At 62.7% G+C, this 17102-nt stretch carries 16 protein-coding genes; 6 read left to right on the top strand and 10 right to left on the bottom strand.

What is annotated here, in order from left to right:
- The first annotated feature begins 25 nt into the window (after positions 1–25).
- From AC3YMN_RS04590 to AC3YMN_RS04580, 3 genes are all read left to right on the top strand, one after another.
- The gene (locus AC3YMN_RS04590) at positions 26–661 is read left to right on the top strand and encodes an exopolysaccharide biosynthesis protein (RefSeq protein WP_489889082.1); all 636 of its coding nucleotides are present in this window, start codon (positions 26–28) and stop codon (positions 659–661) included.
- Between the two features lie 56 nt (positions 662–717).
- Entirely contained in the window at positions 718–2469 is a 1752-nt protein-coding gene (locus tag AC3YMN_RS04585) for an alpha/beta hydrolase (RefSeq protein ID WP_489889081.1), read from the top strand.
- Between the two features lie 112 nt (positions 2470–2581).
- Complete coding sequence (locus AC3YMN_RS04580) at positions 2582–3562, top strand: Tim44 domain-containing protein (RefSeq protein ID WP_489889080.1); 981 nt, start codon at positions 2582–2584, stop codon at positions 3560–3562.
- A 77-nt stretch (positions 3563–3639) separates the two neighbouring features.
- Here the strand turns inward: AC3YMN_RS04580 and alaS are convergent, their stop codons facing one another.
- Both alaS and recA read right to left on the bottom strand, forming a co-directional pair.
- Positions 3640–6279 (bottom strand): alanine--tRNA ligase, encoded by a 2640-nt coding sequence (gene alaS / locus AC3YMN_RS04575; RefSeq protein WP_489889079.1) that lies wholly within the window; start codon positions 6277–6279, stop codon positions 3640–3642.
- A gap of 288 nt (positions 6280–6567) precedes the next feature.
- Positions 6568–7641, bottom strand: a complete 1074-nt coding sequence (gene recA / locus AC3YMN_RS04570; RefSeq protein WP_127753443.1) for a recombinase RecA — start codon at positions 7639–7641, stop codon at positions 6568–6570.
- Positions 7642–7923: 282 nt separating this feature from the next.
- Here recA and araD1 point away from each other — a divergent pair, with 282 nt between their 5' ends.
- Positions 7924–8919 (top strand): AraD1 family protein, encoded by a 996-nt coding sequence (gene araD1, locus AC3YMN_RS04565; RefSeq protein ID WP_489889078.1) that lies wholly within the window; start codon positions 7924–7926, stop codon positions 8917–8919.
- Positions 8920–8929: 10 nt separating this feature from the next.
- On the opposite strand, the gene AC3YMN_RS04560 is transcribed toward araD1, so the two are convergent.
- The 8 genes from AC3YMN_RS04560 to flgB all read right to left on the bottom strand — a co-directional run bounded on the left by AC3YMN_RS04560 (position 8930) and on the right by flgB (position 15557).
- Positions 8930–9286 (bottom strand): DUF2237 family protein, encoded by a 357-nt coding sequence (locus AC3YMN_RS04560; protein ID WP_489889077.1) that lies wholly within the window; start codon positions 9284–9286, stop codon positions 8930–8932.
- A 36-nt stretch (positions 9287–9322) separates the two neighbouring features.
- Positions 9323–11896: a cell cycle histidine kinase CckA gene (gene cckA / locus AC3YMN_RS04555; RefSeq protein ID WP_489889076.1), complete on the bottom strand. Its 2574-nt coding sequence runs from the start codon at positions 11894–11896 to the stop codon at positions 9323–9325.
- Between the two features lie 207 nt (positions 11897–12103).
- Positions 12104–13189 (bottom strand): flagellar biosynthesis protein FlhB, encoded by a 1086-nt coding sequence (flhB, locus tag AC3YMN_RS04550; RefSeq protein ID WP_489889075.1) that lies wholly within the window; start codon positions 13187–13189, stop codon positions 12104–12106.
- Between the two features lie 10 nt (positions 13190–13199).
- Complete coding sequence (fliR, locus tag AC3YMN_RS04545) at positions 13200–13967, bottom strand: flagellar biosynthetic protein FliR (protein ID WP_248305092.1); 768 nt, start codon at positions 13965–13967, stop codon at positions 13200–13202.
- A 1-nt stretch (position 13968) separates the two neighbouring features.
- Positions 13969–14235, bottom strand: coding sequence for a flagellar biosynthesis protein FliQ (gene fliQ, locus AC3YMN_RS04540; RefSeq protein ID WP_489889074.1), 267 nt, complete (start codon positions 14233–14235; stop codon positions 13969–13971).
- Positions 14236–14326: 91 nt separating this feature from the next.
- Positions 14327–14650, bottom strand: a complete 324-nt coding sequence (gene fliE / locus AC3YMN_RS04535) for a flagellar hook-basal body complex protein FliE (RefSeq protein WP_172123573.1) — start codon at positions 14648–14650, stop codon at positions 14327–14329.
- 29 nt (positions 14651–14679) lie between these two features.
- Complete coding sequence (flgC, locus tag AC3YMN_RS04530) at positions 14680–15090, bottom strand: flagellar basal body rod protein FlgC (RefSeq protein WP_172123574.1); 411 nt, start codon at positions 15088–15090, stop codon at positions 14680–14682.
- Between the two features lie 14 nt (positions 15091–15104).
- A complete protein-coding gene (gene flgB / locus AC3YMN_RS04525) occupies positions 15105–15557 on the bottom strand; it encodes a flagellar basal body rod protein FlgB (protein WP_248307053.1) in 453 nt (150 codons plus the stop codon).
- Between the two features lie 118 nt (positions 15558–15675).
- Between flgB and AC3YMN_RS04520 the strand changes: the two genes are divergently transcribed.
- Both AC3YMN_RS04520 and fliP read left to right on the top strand, forming a co-directional pair.
- Complete coding sequence (locus AC3YMN_RS04520; protein WP_489889073.1) at positions 15676–16341, top strand: hypothetical protein; 666 nt, start codon at positions 15676–15678, stop codon at positions 16339–16341.
- Positions 16310–17101 carry a flagellar type III secretion system pore protein FliP gene (gene fliP / locus AC3YMN_RS04515; protein WP_489889072.1) on the top strand — a complete coding sequence of 264 codons (792 nt, stop codon included), beginning with the start codon at positions 16310–16312 and terminating at the stop codon, positions 17099–17101. Before AC3YMN_RS04520 ends, fliP begins: the two co-directional genes overlap by 32 nt.
- Position 17102 lies beyond the last annotated feature (1 nt).

Raw genomic sequence — 17102 nt, 5'->3', positions numbered from 1 at the left:
GCCTTTCGCGTTGGCCTGAATAGCAATGCCCTTTTCTCCGCACGCCAGCCCGGTTGAACTCCAGCTCGATGCCATGCGGCAGGCCCTGCACCTGTCTGCCAGCGGCCAAGCGCCGGAACTGACCTTTTCGGGCCTCATCCAGGTTCTTGGCGTCAACAGCCACACTCTCATCATCTTCGTTTTCAGCCTGCTCAACATGATCCCGGGTGCCCCAGGCTATGGCGGGTTGGTGGCACTGGCCATGTTTGGGTTTGCCATGGCCATGCTGCTGGGCCGCCCCGTGCGCCTGCCGCGTTTTGTGGGTGACCGGCGCGTCCCTGTTAAGCTCCTGCTCAAACTGCTGGCCCGTTTGCTGCGCTATTCGCGCGCATTGGCGCGCATCTCCTTTCCCCGCTTCCGAGCCCTGGTTGGAACAGGAACGGGTCGCCCCTTCGCCCTCATCGTCATGGTGCTGTGCCTGCCCATGGTGGTCCCTATCCCCTTTATGAACGCCATCCCCAATGTCGGGGTCGCGGTAATGTGCCTGTCCCGGTTGAACCGCGACGGTTTGGGCCTCATCATCGGCGTCCTCATCGGGGCAGTCGGCTTCCTGGTCGATGCGTGGGTGATCTGGACGGTGATTTCGCTCGGTTTTTCTGCCGGCGGTTTTCTGAGGGGGTAGTGCATTGGGCGCCTGGTTGTTGGCATTTCGGGCTCCAGCGCTCCCGTGGAATGGCCATGCGCGCACCTGCCGCTAGCGCCTGGCGCATGCAGCGTCTCCTGCCGCGCCTCCTCCTGGCGCTGGATCGCTTGCCCACGGGGGGCGTGCTAGTCGGAGTGTTGTTCTTTGCCCTTTCCCTCACGCCTTCGCTGCTGCCTCGTCACTTCGTGCTGCAGGGTATTCTGAGCGGCTGCGTCTTTGCTGCCGGCTACGGCATCGGCGTGTTTGGCGAGTGGCTGTGGACCTTCATGGAACTGAGCATCCCGGGTCGCGCCCGCGCGCGCCGGATCAAGCTGATCGCCCTTTTGGTCTGCACGCTCACGGCCATTGTTTTTCTGTGGCTATCCACCGGTTGGCAAAACTCCATCCGCGAGGTCATGGGCATGACCCCCGTTCATTCCACCCAGCCCGTACGCGTTGCCGCGATTGCGGCTCTCCCCGCCGCCCTGCTGATCGGCATCGGCACCGCCATCGTGCGCTTCGTGCGGGCCGTGGCCAATTGGCTGGCCCGCATCCTGCCGCGCCGGGTGGCGCTGGTTGGCGGCATGCTCATCGTCGGCGTCGTGACCAGCCTCTTTGTCAACGGCATCGTGGTACGCGGCGTTCTTTATGCTGCCGATCAGTTCTATGGCGAACTGGATGCCCTCGCGGGCCAATATGAAGAGCCCCCGGCCGATCCCCTGCGTTCGGGCAGCGCCGGCTCCCTCATCGACTGGGACACGATTGGGCTCGACGCCCGGGTTTACGTCCAGTCCGGTCCCACCGCCGCCGATATCCAAGCCCTGATCGGGCGCCCAGCCAAGAGCCCGCTTCGGGTTTATGTTGGGCTCCGTTCGGCCGAAACGGTGGACCAGCGGGCCCAGCTTGCCCTTGCGGAAATGGAGCGGATCGGCGCCTTTGATCGCTCTGTGCTGGTGCTGATCATGCCAGTGGGCACCGGCTGGGTTGACCCCCCCGCCATCGACACGCTCGAAATCCTGCATGCCGGTGACGTCGCGAGCGTGGCCCTGCAATATTCATATCTCACCAGTTGGCTCTCGCTCCTTGCCGAACCTGATGTTGGCACGGCTTCGGCCCAGGCGCTGTTCAACGCGGTTTATGATTACTGGACCGAGTTGCCCCCCGACGCACGGCCCAGGCTTTATCTGCATGGTCTGAGCCTGGGCGCCTATGCGTCACAAGCCTCCGCCACCCTTTACGATGTGCTGGCCGATCCGTTCCAGGGTGCGCTTTGGGCCGGCCCGCCCTTCGCCAGCCCCTCCTGGCGCAATGCCACCGCCAACCGCCAGGCCGGCACTCCGGAATGGCTGCCGCGCTTCAATGACAGCTCCATCATCCGCTTCACCAACCAGAGCAATGCCCTCGACATCCCCGGTGCCAGCTGGGGTCCCATGCGCCTGGTTTACCTGCAATATGCCAGCGACCCCATTGTCTTCTTCGAGCCCCAGGTGCTGTATCGTCCGCCCGAATGGCTGACCAGCAATCGGCCGCCCGACGTCTCGCGCCAACTCACCTGGTACCCAGTCGTCACCTTCCTGCAGCTCGCGCTCGACATGGCCCTGGCCCAAACCTCACCCGTTGGGTTCGGCCATGTTTATGCGCCCCAGCATTATCTTGATGCCTGGCTCGCCATCACCGATCCCCCAAATTGGGACCCTCCAAATCAGCAGCGACTGCGCGACCGGCTCACGCGCTCCGGCGGGGCACAGGATATCGGCCCCGGCTGGTTCAAGGATAAAGCGCCTGTTGTTACATCGGCTGGGCTTTGAGCGACCTGGCCGGGCAACGCAACTTTCCCGCGCTCTCATGGCTTTCAGGGGATGCAATTGCCTGGCCCTGCCCCCATATAGGCCCCAAGTTCAGTCCGAGGAGATTTTCCTGATGTTCATCGCCCGCCGCTTCCGGCTAGCCAGCGCGTTTGCCGCACTTGTTGTCGCATTCTCGATGGCCGCCGTGGATACCGCGGATGCGCGCGCCCGTGGCAGCTTTGGCAGCCGCGGCACCCGCACCTTCCAGTCGGCGCCTCCAACCAACACGGCACCCAACACCGTAGCCCCTATCCAGCGCTCCACCACACCCGCACAGCAAGCACGGCCCAACGCTAACGCCCAGAACCCTGCCGCCGCCCAGCAGCGTGGCGGTTTCCTCGGCGGCCTTGGTGGCTCCCTGTTCCGTGGCTTGATGCTTGGCGGCCTGCTCGGTTTGCTCTTTGGCGCTGGCTTTGGCGGCATTGGCGGCTTGTTCAGCCTGCTCTTCCAGGTTCTCCTGATCGGCGGCGTCGTCTGGCTGGTAATGCGCCTCGTCCGCGGCGGCGCGCGCCGTCCGGCAATGGCTGGCGGGCCCGACAACACCAACCGCACGGGCTTTGAGAACTTCGGCCGCAATCTTGGCGGCTTGGGTGGCTCGGGTGCCGGCAATGCCACCCGCCCCTCGCGCGCTCGCCCGGCCAATCCAGACGAACTGGGCGTTGGCCAGCGGGACCTCGATAGCTTCGAGCAGATGCTGGGTCAGGTTCAGACTGCCTATGGCGCCGAGGACTATGAAACCCTGCGTCGCCTGACCACGCCCGAAATGATGGGCTACCTGGCCGAACAAATGGCCGCCAACGCCACCCGCGGCCTGCACAACCAGCTTGCCGACATCAAGCTGCTCCAGGGTGACATCGCCGAAAGCTGGCGCGAGGATAACAGCGATTACGCCACCGCTGCCTTGCGCTACAGCCTGCGCGACTGGACCGTGGAACGCGCCACCGATCGGGTCGTCGAGGGCGACCCTGCCGAACCCACCGAGGCCACCGAGCTCTGGACCTTTGTCCGCCCGCGGGGCGGCGATTGGAAGCTGTCGGCGATCCAGGAAGCTTAAGCGCTCCGCTACAACCACACAAAAAGGCCCGCCTCCAGCTCAGGAGGCGGGCCTTTCCTTTTTTCTCTATCCTTGGTCTAGAGCAGCGCGCGGATAGCGGCCAGTGCGTCTTCGGCCTTGCTGCCATCCGGACCACCGGCCTGCGCCATGTCGGGACGACCGCCGCCGCCCTGCCCGCCCATCGCAGCGGATCCCGCCCGTACCAGATCCACGGCCGAAGCCTTGCCGATCAGATCCTCGGTGATTCCGACCGCCAGCCCCGCTTTGCCATCTTCCGCCAACCCGATAATGGCAACAACGCCCGAGCCAACCTGCTTTTTGGTCTGGTCAACCAGCCCGCGCAAATCCTTTGGCTGCAAGCCATCGACGATCCGGCCGATAAAGGGCGTGCCGTTGATCGCCTCAACCTCGTTGCTCCCGCCAGCGCCGCCGCCCATGGCCAGCTTCTGCTTGGCATCGCTGAGCGCCCGCTCGGAGCGCTTGAGCTGCTCCTGCAGCGCCGCGATACGCTCAAGCACATCCTGGCTGCCGGCACGCAGCATCCCCGCTGCAGTTTCAACAATGGCAACATGGGTGTTGCCGCGATGGCGCGCCGCATTGCCGGTCAGCGCCTCGATGCGACGCACGCCGGCGCCGACGGCACTTTCAGCCACCACTGACACGAGCCCGATATCGCCGGTGCGCCTGACATGGGTGCCCCCGCACAGCTCCACCGACCACCCGAGGCTGTTGCCCGTCGGCTCGCCCATCGAGACCACGCGCACTTCGTCGCCATATTTCTCGCCGAATAGCGCGCGGGCGCCCGAATCCTTGGCTTCCTCGACTCCCATCAGCCGCGTTTCGACCGGCGTGTTCTGCAGGATAATGGCATTGGCCAGATCCTCGACCTCCGCCAGTTCCAGCGGGCTCATGGCCTTGGTATGCACAAAGTCGAATCGCAGCCGATCCGGCGAAACCAGCGAGCCCTTTTGAGCAACATGGTCGCCCAGCACGATCCGCAGTGCCTCATGCAGCAAATGGGTCGCGGAGTGATTGGCACGAATGGCCGAACGGCGAGCGTGGTCAACCACGAGTTCGAGGGCCTGTCCCACGCGCAGCGCTCCAGTCTCGACCTTCACCTTGTGCGCGAACACACTATGGTACTTTTGCGTGTCGGTGACCACAACGCTGACGCCGTCACCACGCATGGAGCCGGCATCGCCAACCTGCCCGCCGCTCTCGCCGTAGAACGGGGTTTGGTTGAGTACCACATAACCTTCTTGCCCGGCCTCAAGCCGATCGATCTCGGCTCCGTCGCGCAGCAATGCGGTGACTTCCCCTTCGGCCGTTTCGGTTTCGTAGCCCAGAAACTCCGTGGGCCCAAGCCGATCAGCCAGCCCGTACCAGACCGCGCCGGTGGCCGCCTCGCCCGAGCCTGACCAGCTCCGGCGCGCTTCTGCCTTTTGCTGGGCCATGGCGGCATCAAAGCCCGCTTGGTCCACAGCAATGCCGCGCGCCCGCAACGCATCCTGGGTGAGATCGAGCGGGAACCCATAGGTGTCATAAAGCTTGAACGCGGTGGCGCCGTTCAGCGTATCGCCTTCGGCGAGAGTGCTCGTTTCATCCGAGAGAATCTGCAGGCCCCGTCCAAGGGTCTTAAGGAAGCGCCCCTCCTCCAGCCGCACCGTTTCGCTGATCATGGCCTCCCCGCGCGACAGCTCGGGATAAGCTTGGCCCATTTCGCGCACCAGCGCAGGAACGAGCTTATGGATCACCGGCTCTTCAGCGCCGAGCAGCGTGGCATGGCGCATTGCGCGCCGCATGATCCGGCGCAGCACATAGCCACGTCCTTCATTAGACGGCAGCACGCCTTCGGCGATCAGGAACGACATCGAGCGCAGGTGATCGGCGATCACCCGCAGGCTGCGGTTACCCTCGCCCTCGACCTCGGTGCCGATCGCCGAGGCAGCAGCCCCGATCAGCGCCTTGAACAGGTCGATATCGTAATTGTCGTGCACACCCTGCATCACGGCGGCAATACGCTCAAGGCCCATGCCAGTGTCGATTGACGGGCGTGGCAATGGTGTGCGCGAGCCGTCGGCATGCTGCTCGAACTGCATGAACACGAGGTTCCAGATCTCGATCCAGCGATCGCCATCTTCATCCGGCGAGCCGGGAGGGCCGCCCCAGACCTTGTCGCCATGGTCGTAGAATATCTCCGAGCACGGCCCGCACGGGCCTGTGTCGCCCATCTGCCAAAAGTTGGACTTGGCGCCCAGCCGCACAATCCGGTCCTCCCCGATCCCGGCGATCTTCTTCCATAGCTCCATGGCCTGGTCGTCGTCCTCGTAGACGGTAACCATCAGCCGGTCCTTGGGAAGACCCCAGTCCTTGGTCAGCAAGGTCCAGGCCAGTTCGATGGCGTGGTCCTTGAAGTAATCGCCAAAGGAGAAATTCCCCAGCATCTCAAAAAAGGTGTGGTGCCGGGCTGTAAAGCCGACATTGTCCAGATCGTTGTGCTTGCCGCCGGCGCGCACGCACTTTTGCGCCGAAGTAGCGGTCGTATAGGGGCGCTTCTCGAGACCGGTGAAAACGTTCTTGAACTGCACCATACCCGCATTGGTGAACATCAATGTGGGATCATTGCGCGGTACTAACGGGCTCGACGGAACCGCCTCGTGACCATTCCGGGCAAAAAAGTCGATAAAACTCGAGCGGAGATCGTTTACGCTGGTCATAGAATGGCTTTCATGGCGGATTGGCGCCCCGTGGACGCCGCAAGACTTTGGCTGGCTTTCTAGCCCGTGCGGCGCAGCGCTGTCCAGCATCGGTGCGCCCCGCTTACGGCTAGGTATGGGGACGCCGGCTAGAGCGCTCCATGAGCATCGCCAAGCCCGACATAAACGAATCTGGATTGCGGTTGGCGGCAGCTCTGTCTCGCCTGCTTGCAGCTGGGCGTCTGCCGCAGACCCAAAAGAAAAGGCACCGCTCTCGCGATGCCTTTCTTCACCCTGCATGGGAACTGATTATTCGTCGCTGTCGGCAGCGTCGTCACCGCCCGATACCAGCAGTACTTCTCCGAGCAGGCCCGAGCTTTCGCGCACGCCCTGCTCGATGGTTGCCGCAGCCGCCGGATTGTCCTTGAGGAATTGGCGCGCATTCTCACGCCCCTGCCCCATGCGCTGGCTGTCATAGGAAAACCAGGCGCCCGACTTTTCCACCACGCCGCTCTTGACCCCAAGATCGAGCAACTCGCCAGTCTTGGAGATACCTTCGCCATACATGATGTCGAATTCAACCTGGCGGAACGGCGGGGCCAGCTTGTTCTTGACCACCTTGACGCGGGTCTGGTTGCCCACGATCTCCTCGCGGTCCTTGATGGCGCCGATCCGGCGAATGTCGAGCCGCACCGAGGCATAGAATTTGAGCGCATTGCCGCCGGTCGTGGTTTCGGGCGAACCATACATCACGCCAATCTTCATGCGGATCTGGTTGATGAAGATCACCAGGCACTTGGATTTGGAAATAGACGAGGTCAGCTTGCGCATGGCCTGGCTCATCAACCGGGCCTGCAGCCCCGGCAGCGAGTCGCCCATTTCGCCTTCAAGCTCGGCCCGCGGCGTCAATGCCGCTACCGAATCAACCACCAGCACATCGATCGCGCCCGAGCGCACCAGCGTGTCGGTGATTTCGAGCGCCTGTTCGCCAGCGTCAGGCTGGGAGATCAGCAGATCATCCACATTGACGCCCAGCTTGCGGGCATAGATCGGATCGAGCGCGTGCTCGGCATCCACAAAAGCGCAAACGCCACCCTTGCGCTGCGCCTCGGCAATCACATGCAGCGCCAACGTGGTCTTGCCTGAGCTTTCCGGCCCGAAAATTTCAACGATGCGGCCCTTGGGCAGGCCACCAATTCCGAGGGCGATATCAAGCCCGAGCGAGCCCGTCGATATTGCCTCAACCTCGATCGAGGCAGCCTCGCCAAGGCGCATGATCGAGCCCTTGCCGAAATTGCGCTCGATTTGGCTCAGCGCCGCGGCGAGAGCCTTGTCCTTGTCCATTGATCCACCTTCAACGATCCGAAGCGGGGTATTTGCCATACGAGTCTCTCCTTATTCCACGCTCCGGGACCGGGCGCAACGCGCTGCTTTCCGGAAGATCAATCCACGAGAAGTGCCCTCTTGTTCTCATTTTGTTCCGCTCCTGTCAAGGCGATTTTTCGCGCCCCTTGCAACAAAAGAACCGCAGTCCCTGGACCGCAGCCCCTCCGTGCCCAGATGGAACTCTGACCGCCACGCGGCGCGCAAAAGAGCTTGCCGGGCCGGCCCGGGTTGCGCTTTATGCACGGGACGACCGCAACAGGCAATCGAGGAGCAAACCCCGTGAATCTCATCCAGTTTTTCGATCAATCGGGCGCCCGCGCCGTGGCAGCAGTAGAGGGTGACGTCGCCCGCCGGGTCAACACCACCACCAGCGTTTATGAGCTCGCCACGACCGCCCTCGCGCAAGGCGCGGGTCTTGCGGCGCTCGTTGCCCAGCGTGGGCTTGGCGACGCCATCAATCGGCACGACATCCTGGCTGAAGGGCGCATGCTCGCGCCGATCGATCATCCCGATCCGGCCCATCTTTATATCACCGGCACAGGGCTGACCCATCTGGGCTCGGCCGCCACGCGCGATGCCATGCACAAGGGCAACGCCGCCAAGCAAGCCGAACAGCTGACCGATTCCATGAAGATGTTCCAGATGGGCCTTGAAGGGGGCAAGCCCGAAGGCGGCGCCCGGGGCGTCCAGCCGGAATGGTTCTACAAGGGCAATGGCACGACCGTGGTCAATCCCGGTCACCCCATTCCATCCCCGTCCTTTGCCCGCGATGCTGGCGAAGAGCCAGAGATCGCCGGCATCTACCTGATCGACGCCAATGGCCAGCCCCGCCGCCTTGGTTTCGCGCTGGGCAATGAGTTTTCCGATCATGTGACGGAACGGGTCAACTATCTCTATCTCGCCCATTCCAAGCTGCGAGCCTGCGCCTTTGGTCCCGAGCTGCGGGTGGGTGATCTACCCGACCATATCGAAGGCATGTCGCGCATTTATCGCGATGGTGCGGTGATCTGGGAAAAGCCGTTCCTCTCGGGCGAGGCCAATATGAGCCACACCATCGCCAATCTGGAATATCACCACTTCAAATATGGCCTGTTCCGCCAGCCTGGCGACGTGCATGTGCATATGTTCGGCACGGCGACGCTCAGCTTTGCGGACAACATCGTCACTCAGCCCAATGACGTATTCGAGATCGAGGAAAGCCAGTTCGGCGCTCCCCTGCGCAATCCCGTCCGGATCGAGGACGAGCATCCGCTGATCATCGGCGATCTCTACTAGGGGGAGCCGCTCAATTCAAATCGCGTGCATGAGCCTTGAGATCAGCAAGGCTTAGCCCGTCCAGCACCGCTTCATTGGTTGAGTGCATGAAGACGCGGGGCGCCTGCCCCGCTTCCAGCGCCTGTGCCCACCGCTCGGCCAGAAGGCACCAGCGGTCTCCCGCCTTGAGCCCGGGAAAGCCCCATTCGGGGCGGGGCGTGGACAGATCATTGCCCGCGCTTTTGGAGTAGGCGAGAAAGGCTTCGCTCGCCTCGATGCAGACCAGATGCCGGGCTACGCCGTCTGGGCCCGCCGCACAATAGCCGCTGCGGAAGAACCCCGTCAGCGGACTGGTGGAGCAAGGGCTCGAGCGGTTCGCCGAGCACATTGCGCTCCCCCGCCCCTTCACCGAAATTGCGCGCGTTCACTGCGCCTGGCCTTCGTCCTGCTTTTGCAGCACCTCTTTGACCTTGGAATTGATCTGGTCCAGCGAATAAGGCTTGGGCAGGAACTCGACGCTCTGGTCATCCTCGATATCGCGGCGCACGCTTTCCTCGGCATAACCCGACACAAAGATCACCTTGAGCCGCGGCATGGTCTTGCGCACATGCTTGAGCAGCGTCGGCCCATCCATCTCGGGCATCACCACGTCCGAAATCATCAGATCGATCTTGAACTCGAGCTCTTCGAGCACTTCAAGGGCTTCTTCGCCGCCATCGGCCTCGAACACCTCGTAGCCGGTCGCTCGCAATGCGCGCGCGGAGAATGCCCGCACGCTTTCCTCGTCCTCAACCAACAGGATACGCTCTTCGCCGGTCAGGTCCCGCACCGGCGCCGCCGCCGCGGCCACCTTTGCCGTTGCCTCGATCTCGGAGGGCACATAGCGGGGCAGGAAGATTTTGAACGTGGTGCCAACCCCAACGGTCGAGACCGGATAGATGTAACCTTCGGTCTGTTTGATGATGCCGTAGACCGTCGACAACCCCAGCCCCGTGCCCTTGCCCAGCTCCTTGGTGGTGAAAAAGGGCTCGAAGATCTTGGTGAGCACTTCCTGGGTCATCCCGGTGCCGGTGTCCTGCACTTCGATCAACACATAATCGGCCGCCACCATGCCATCGAACTGCATGGCCTCGGCCTCGGCGCGGCTGACATTGCTGGTGCGAATGGTGATCGAACCACCATCGGGCATGGCGTCGCGCGCATTGACCACAAGGTTGATCACCACCTGTTCGAGCTGGACGACATCGGCGCGCACCGGCCAGATATTGCGGCCGTGATCAACGCCCAGCGTGTTCTTGTCCCCGATCATCCGCTTGAGCAGCACGGTCAGATCGTCAACAATCAGCGGCAGCTCAAGCACTTGCGGCCGCAGAGTTTGCCGTCGCGAGAACGCCAGCAACTGCCGTGTCAGCCCCGCTGCACGGTTGGCGTTCTGCTTGATCTGCATCAGTTCGCTGAACGATGGATCGCCCGGCTTATGCTTGAGCAGCAGCAGATCGGAAAAACCGATGATTGCGGTCAGCAAGTTGTTGAAATCATGCGCAACGCCGCCGGCGAGCTGTCCCACGGCCTGCATCTTCTGGCTTTGGGCAAACTGCGCCTCAAGCTTGCGCTGGTCGGTCATGTCTAGGGCATAGACATTGACCTGCTCGGGCGAGCCCGACAGGGTTTCAGAGCCCGATAGATAAAGCCGCACGGCGTGCTCGCCTTCCGCGCTCAACAACGCATCAACCGGCTCCACTGCCGAGCGATGCGCCGAAGCATCGGCGATGGCGCGCGCAAAACGGTCGCGGCTGCCCTGGCCGATCAGGTCGATCAGCGGCTGCATTTCAAGGCTCTTTTCCTCACCCGACCAATGGAAGATGCGCCCAAACGGGGCGTTGGTGCGGATAATCCGCCCTTCGCTGTCAAGCGTCGCGATCGCAAATGGCGTATCGTTGAAAAAGCGCGAGAACCGGATTTCCGCCGCCCGCAACGCTTCCTCGGTGTCGGGCGCGCTGGTCATGTCGAGCACCAGGGTGCGCGTTTCGCCCAGTTCACCATCGGCCATGCGAGCCGCGCGATGCAGGAGGCGCACCGGCAATGTTGTGCCATTACGGCGAACCAGGTCGATATCGATGATCTCGGTGCGGATTTCCCCGTCACCGCGACCACGCATCAACAACGTCGCGCCATCGCCATGCACCACGTCGCGCAGACTGAGCTGGCCGGCATTGAATTCAGCCAGGTCGTAACCCAGCCAGTCGGCAAGGGTTGAGTTCAGATACTGGATGCGCCCACGCGCATCAGCCGAGAAAAAGCCCGCCGGCGAATGATCGAGATAATCGATCGCGCGCTGCAGATCGCGGAAAGCGCTTTCATTATTGTCGCGGTCGCGGGTGATGTCCTCGACCGTCCAGATCACCTTCGGCTTGGATTCGCCTTCGGTGACCGGCAATGGCCGCACTCCAACCCGGTACCAGAAGGCGCGATTGCTTTCGGCTTGGGATCCCCCCAGCCCCCCGATCAGGCGGATATCCTCCACCGCGCTGCGCCCGTCCTTGGCCGCGCGCGACAGGCGGTAAATCGCTTCGCTGGCATCGGATTGTCCGGCAAACAAGCGCGGCACGCCCACCGGAACCCCATTGTTGAGCGCCCCGGCAAAGCTGCCATAGTGAGCATTCACATAGGAGATGCGCCCATCCCGATCCGCCACCACCGCGCCAAAGGGCAAGCTATCGACGATCGCGTGGGACGTGGTGCGCCGCTCCTCATTACCGGCAAAGCGGAACAAGCCCGCGGCCAGTCCAAACAGGCAGAACACGCCGACCACTGCCAGCATGCCCACAAAGGTCATCACCAGATCAAGCGGCACGTGATCACCGAACATCGCGTAGCCCACCGCCAGCGCCACCAGCGCCAGTCCCAGTGCCACAACGCGCCAGAGCCCGTATCCGCCTCGCCCCGAATCCACCAGCGGCTCGGGATAATTGTCATCCCGGATCGGCGTGACGGCCATGTTCAAGCTCCTAGGTCTTCGGTCGCAAGGCTTTCGGACCGTTTCGCATGGTCTGGCACCAGGCCAGCTTACCAAGGCAATGCTTGGCTTTCGTTCGCAACGCAAGCGCGTACACCATCTGGCCGCCCGAATCAGGTGCCCAGAAAGGTTTAGCAAATGGTCTGCCGCGCGGGGAGATATTGCTTGTTATCAACAGGCTTGCCAGCCTCAGCTCGATGGCCGCCACCCTGTGCTGGGGCGCAATCGCATCACAAAGCCGACCACCTCCGCGACGGCCTTGAAGTGCTCGGCCGGTATGGGCTCATCGACTTCGACGCTCGCGAACAATGCCCGAGCCAGCGGCGGGTTCTCGACAATGGGCACATTGTGCTCGCCCGCCAGGGCGCGGATGCGCAACGCCACGGCATCGGCGCCCTTGGCAACGCAAAGCGGCGCGCGCATGGAGCGGTCATATTTCAGAGCCACGGCAAAGTGCGTCGGGTTCGTGACCACCACCGTAGCGTCGGGCACCGAGGCCATCATGCGCTTGCGCGAGCGCTCCTGGCGCAGTTGGCGGATGCGACCCTTCACGTGCGGGTCGCCCTCCATCTGCTTGTATTCGTCCTTGGTTTCCTGGAGCGTCATCATCTGGCGCGTCCACCATTTGCGGCGCACATAAACATAATCGGCCATGGCGATCAGCGTCACTACGGCCAGCGTCGCACCGAACACCTTGAGCCCGATATCCTGGAAAAAACCCAGGATCAGCAGCGGGTCGGCCGTCATCATCGTGTCGAGCCGATCACGCTCGGGCCAGACCACCCCCACCAGCACCGCCCCCACCAGTCCCAGCTTGACCAACCCCTTGAGGAAGTTGACCAGCGCCTCCCCCGAAAACAGCCGCTTGAACCCCGCCAGCGGCGATATCTTGGACAGTTTGGGGGTGATCGGCTCGGCCGAGAACAGGAAACGATGCTGCACCAGATTGGCCGCGATCGCGCAAAATGACAGGATCAGCAGCGGCACCATGATCGTGCCGACAAGCGCCAGCGCCAGCCCGTTGAAGAACGAGCCGAATGCGGGACCACCCAGCTCGTACCGATCGGCATTGGTGAGCAGCGTTTTGAGCGACCCCATCAAGCTGGCGCTGGTGGATGGCCCAAGCAGCGCAAACACCGCCGCCGAGCCCGCCAGCATGAACCAGGTGGTCACCTCCTGGCTCTTGGCTACGTCACCCTTTTTGTGCGCGTCCTCGAGCTTTTTGGCGGAAGGGTCTTCGGTTTTGCTGGATTTTTCGGGCGCCTCGTCCGACATCTGCCCGGCCCTAGCCCCGCCACATCGCCAGATGCTGCTCGAAGGCGCTGATATACCAGCCCATCATCATCGTCAGCAGCAAGGCAAAGAGGATCAAGCCGACCATCACATTGGCCGGCATCAATACGAAAAACACCTGCAGCGCCGGCATCAGCCGCGCCAGGATCCCCGCGCCCAGATTGAACACGAGACCGAACACGATAAACGGCGCCGACATCTGCACCCCGACCGTGAACGCCCCGCTCACCGTGCGGATCGCCAGTTGCGCCGCATCCTCCCACATCAGCGGATCGGTCGGGCTGAACAGGGTGTAGCTGTCATAGGTCGCGGCGAGCGCCACATGATGCAAATCGGTGGCAAAGATCAGCGCCACGCCCACAAACGACAAAAAGGTGCCAAACACCGCGCCCTGGATGCCGCCCTGGGTAGGGTCGGCGGTCTGGGCCATGCTCATGCCGGCATTGAACGCCACGATCGCGCCCGCCACCTGCGTCGCCATCACCGTGATCCGGGCGATCGCGCCCAGGATCAGGCCCACCGCCAGTTCATGAAACAGCAACGGCACGATGCCCATGATCCCTGTCGGCAGCGGCGGCATCTGCCCGGCCAGGAGCGGGTACAGCACCAGCGTAAACGCCAGCGCGAAACTGAGCCGCATTCGCGCCGGAATGGTTTGCTCCCCCAGCCCCGGCATCAGCATCAGAATGGCCCCGATCCGGGCAAACAGCAGCAGGTAAACAAAGGCCATGTTGGGCAGCCAGTTGAGCGCCAGAGACACCTCAACCGCCCACGATGATCATGTCGATCACCCGAGACATATAGGCCCCCATCTGCGCGCCCGCGAATGGCAGGGTCAGCAGCATGGTGATGAAGATGGCAATGATCTTGGGCACGAACACCAGGGTCTGCTCCTGGATCTGCGTCAGCGCCTGGAACAACGCGATCACCACGCCCACCAGAAGCCCGACGATCATCATCGGCGCCGAAACAATGATCAGCGTCCAGATCCCATCGGTGGCAATGTCGAGAACTTCAGCGCCGGTCATCGCTCTCTCGGGTCAGCGGCGAATCATGGCTCGCCCAAGCTGATCATAAGCCAGCTCGGTCGCTTCTGCTCAGCTTACCCTTGGTGCCGGCCTAGATCGGCATCCGCATGATTTCTTCATAAGCCGAAATCACCCGGTCACGTACCGCTACCATGCTTTCGATCGCGATTTCCGTCTGTGAGATGGCCGTCACCATGTCCACCGGATTGGCTTTGCCATTGACCATGTCGATGGCCATCTGGTCCGAGGCTCGGCCGGTTTCCACCACGCCCTGGACGCTTTGCGCCAGCATCTGCGCAAAGTCCGGCCCGCCGGCCCCCTTGGCGAGCAGGTCCGTGCCCGGCTTGGCCGCCTGGCTGATCAGGCGCGAAGCATTGCCATAGGCGGCGGTGGCGGCATTGAACGGGATGGCCATGGGTGAACTTCTTGCTGAAGGGAAAAGAACTAGCCGCGCAGGATGTCGAGCGTGCGCCCAAGCATCTGGCGGGTCACGGAAACGACGTTCAGATTGGCTTCATAGGTGCGCTGGGCCTCGCGCATATCCATGCTTTCGATCAGCGGGTCGACATTGGGATATTGCACATAGCCGCTCTCGTCGGCGGCCGGATGGCCTGGCTCATAGCGGCTGGTGAAATCGCTCATGTCATAGGCAAGCTTGCCCACTTCCACGATGCGTGCTCCCGTCTCGTTGTCGAGCCCCACCTCAAAGGTCGGCACTCGCCGACGATAAGGCTCGTCCCCCGGCGCCTTGCCGGCCGAATCGGTGTTGGCAAGGTTTTCCGCGATGACGCGCATCCGCGCGGTCTGGGCATGCAGCCCCGTGGCGGCAATGCGGAGCGAGGCGTTGAAATCCATGAACCCTGAAACTCCTAAGCCGATTTGCCGAGCGCGGTGCGAATGATCTTGATGCTCTTCTGGTAGAGCGAGGTGGCTGCCTGGTAATCCATCAGATTGGTGGTCACCTTCATCATCTCGTCTTCCAGCGTCACCCCGTTGCCTTCCGGCGTGATCTCGAAATTGGCCATGCGCTGGGCGCCAAAGCCCCCATTGCTGCTTGAAACGCTGAAATGGGTGGGCTGCGTCGCCGAAGTGACAATGCTGGCGGATGAGCTGGGACCCTGCGCCCCGAATTCGAACTGCGCTAAATCGCGGCCGCGATAGCCCGGCGTTTCCGCATTGGCAACGTTCTCGGCCAATAAGCCTTGACGGGCTTGGTGCCAGCGCATTTTGTCGGTCAAGGCATTAAAGACCGGCAGATCCATCAGGCCCATGGCCAGCAAACCCTTTAGGTGGGAGCGATGGGCAATTCTTGCCGGGTCCATGGTTAACGTCGCGTTAATCTGATTGTCGTCATAGCTCGTGCGGCCTCGTATTAGCGGCGATTGCAGCGTTTACTCGGCAAGAATTACCGCCGGCAAAGCGGTTTGGAGGAGAATGATCATGGGTTTCATCACCAGCATACTGGGCGACTCGGGAGCAACGCTCCTTACCGCCCTGTTCGCCCTGGGCGCGGTGCTGGTCCTGATCGTGCTTGCGGTATGGCTGCTCAAATTCGTGTTTACCGCCACCGGCAAGCCTGCGCGCGCCGGCCGCGGCCCACGTCTGGGTGTGGTGGAAACCCTGCAGCTCGATGGCCGGCGCCAATTGCTCCTCGTTCGCCGCGACAATGTCGAACATCTCGTGCTGACCGGCGGCACCCAGGACCTGCTGCTTGAAGCGGGTATCCCGGTTGATGACCTTCCGACGCCGACGCGTCGTCCGGTCCCCGTGGTCCCCTCCCGCCGCACCCGGCCCGCGCCGGCGCCGCAGGCGGCCGCACCGGCAGTTGCTTCCCCCCCGGCGGCACCTGCTCCGGTGGCTCCTGTTGCAGCACCGCCCCCTTCCGCCATCGAGCGTTTGCGCGATTTCGGCCGGGGCACTCAGCCCAAGCCAGTTTCCTTGCGCCACACGGGCCTGCTCAAGCCCGGCAGCAACGGCGACAATCACCCGGCGCATAACCCCGACAATTCGGCTGCGCACCCGCTCGACTCAGCTAAAGAGAACACTGGGGCGAAGAGCAGGGAAAACGCGGAGAGTGTCGGCGGCACCACCAAAGGCGATCGATAACCCGCAGCCAGGCCGGCGGCGGTTGCGCGCCGCTCATCTTCTTCCCCTCGCCAGCATCATCTTGCTGCTGGCGCCAAGCCTGGCATTTGGCCAGGACGTCAACATTGATTTCGGCGACGATGCCAGCCTGACCGAGCGTGCCGTTCAGCTGATCGGCCTCGTCACGATTCTCGCGCTGGCGCCCTCTATCCTCGTCATGGTGACGAGCTTCACCCGCATCGTCGTAGTGCTGTCGCTGCTGCGGACAGCCATTGGCCTGCAAACCGCTCCACCCAATTCGGTGATGGTGTCGCTAGCCCTTTTCCTCACCATCTTTGTCATGCAGCCGACGCTGCAGCAGACCTATGACCTGGGTATTGCTCCCCTCATTGCCGGCGAGATTGAAGCCCCCGAGGCCTTTGAGCTGGGCAGCGCCCCCATCCATGCGTTCATGCGCGCCAATGTGCGCGACAAGGATCTCGAGCTCTTCTACGACCTGACCGAAGCCGAACCTCCTGCCGATCCCGAAGCGATCTCGCTCCAGCTCCTGATCCCCGCCTTCATGATCTCCGAGCTGCGGCGCGCCTTCGAGATCGGCTTTCTGCTTTTCCTGCCCTTTGTCATCATCGACATGGTGGTGGCTTCGGTGCTGATGTCCATGGGCATGATGATGCTGCCGCCCGTGGTGATCTCGCTGCCCTTCAAGCTGATCTTTTTCGTTTTGGTGGACGGCTGGTATCTGGTCGCCGGATCGCTGGTGCGCAGCTTTGTCAGCGGCTAGT

This window comes from Devosia sp. Z11_6, from assembly GCF_058133665.1.
The sequence above is the reverse complement of the archived record's forward strand: the minus strand, read 5'-3'. Positions and strand labels throughout refer to the sequence as shown.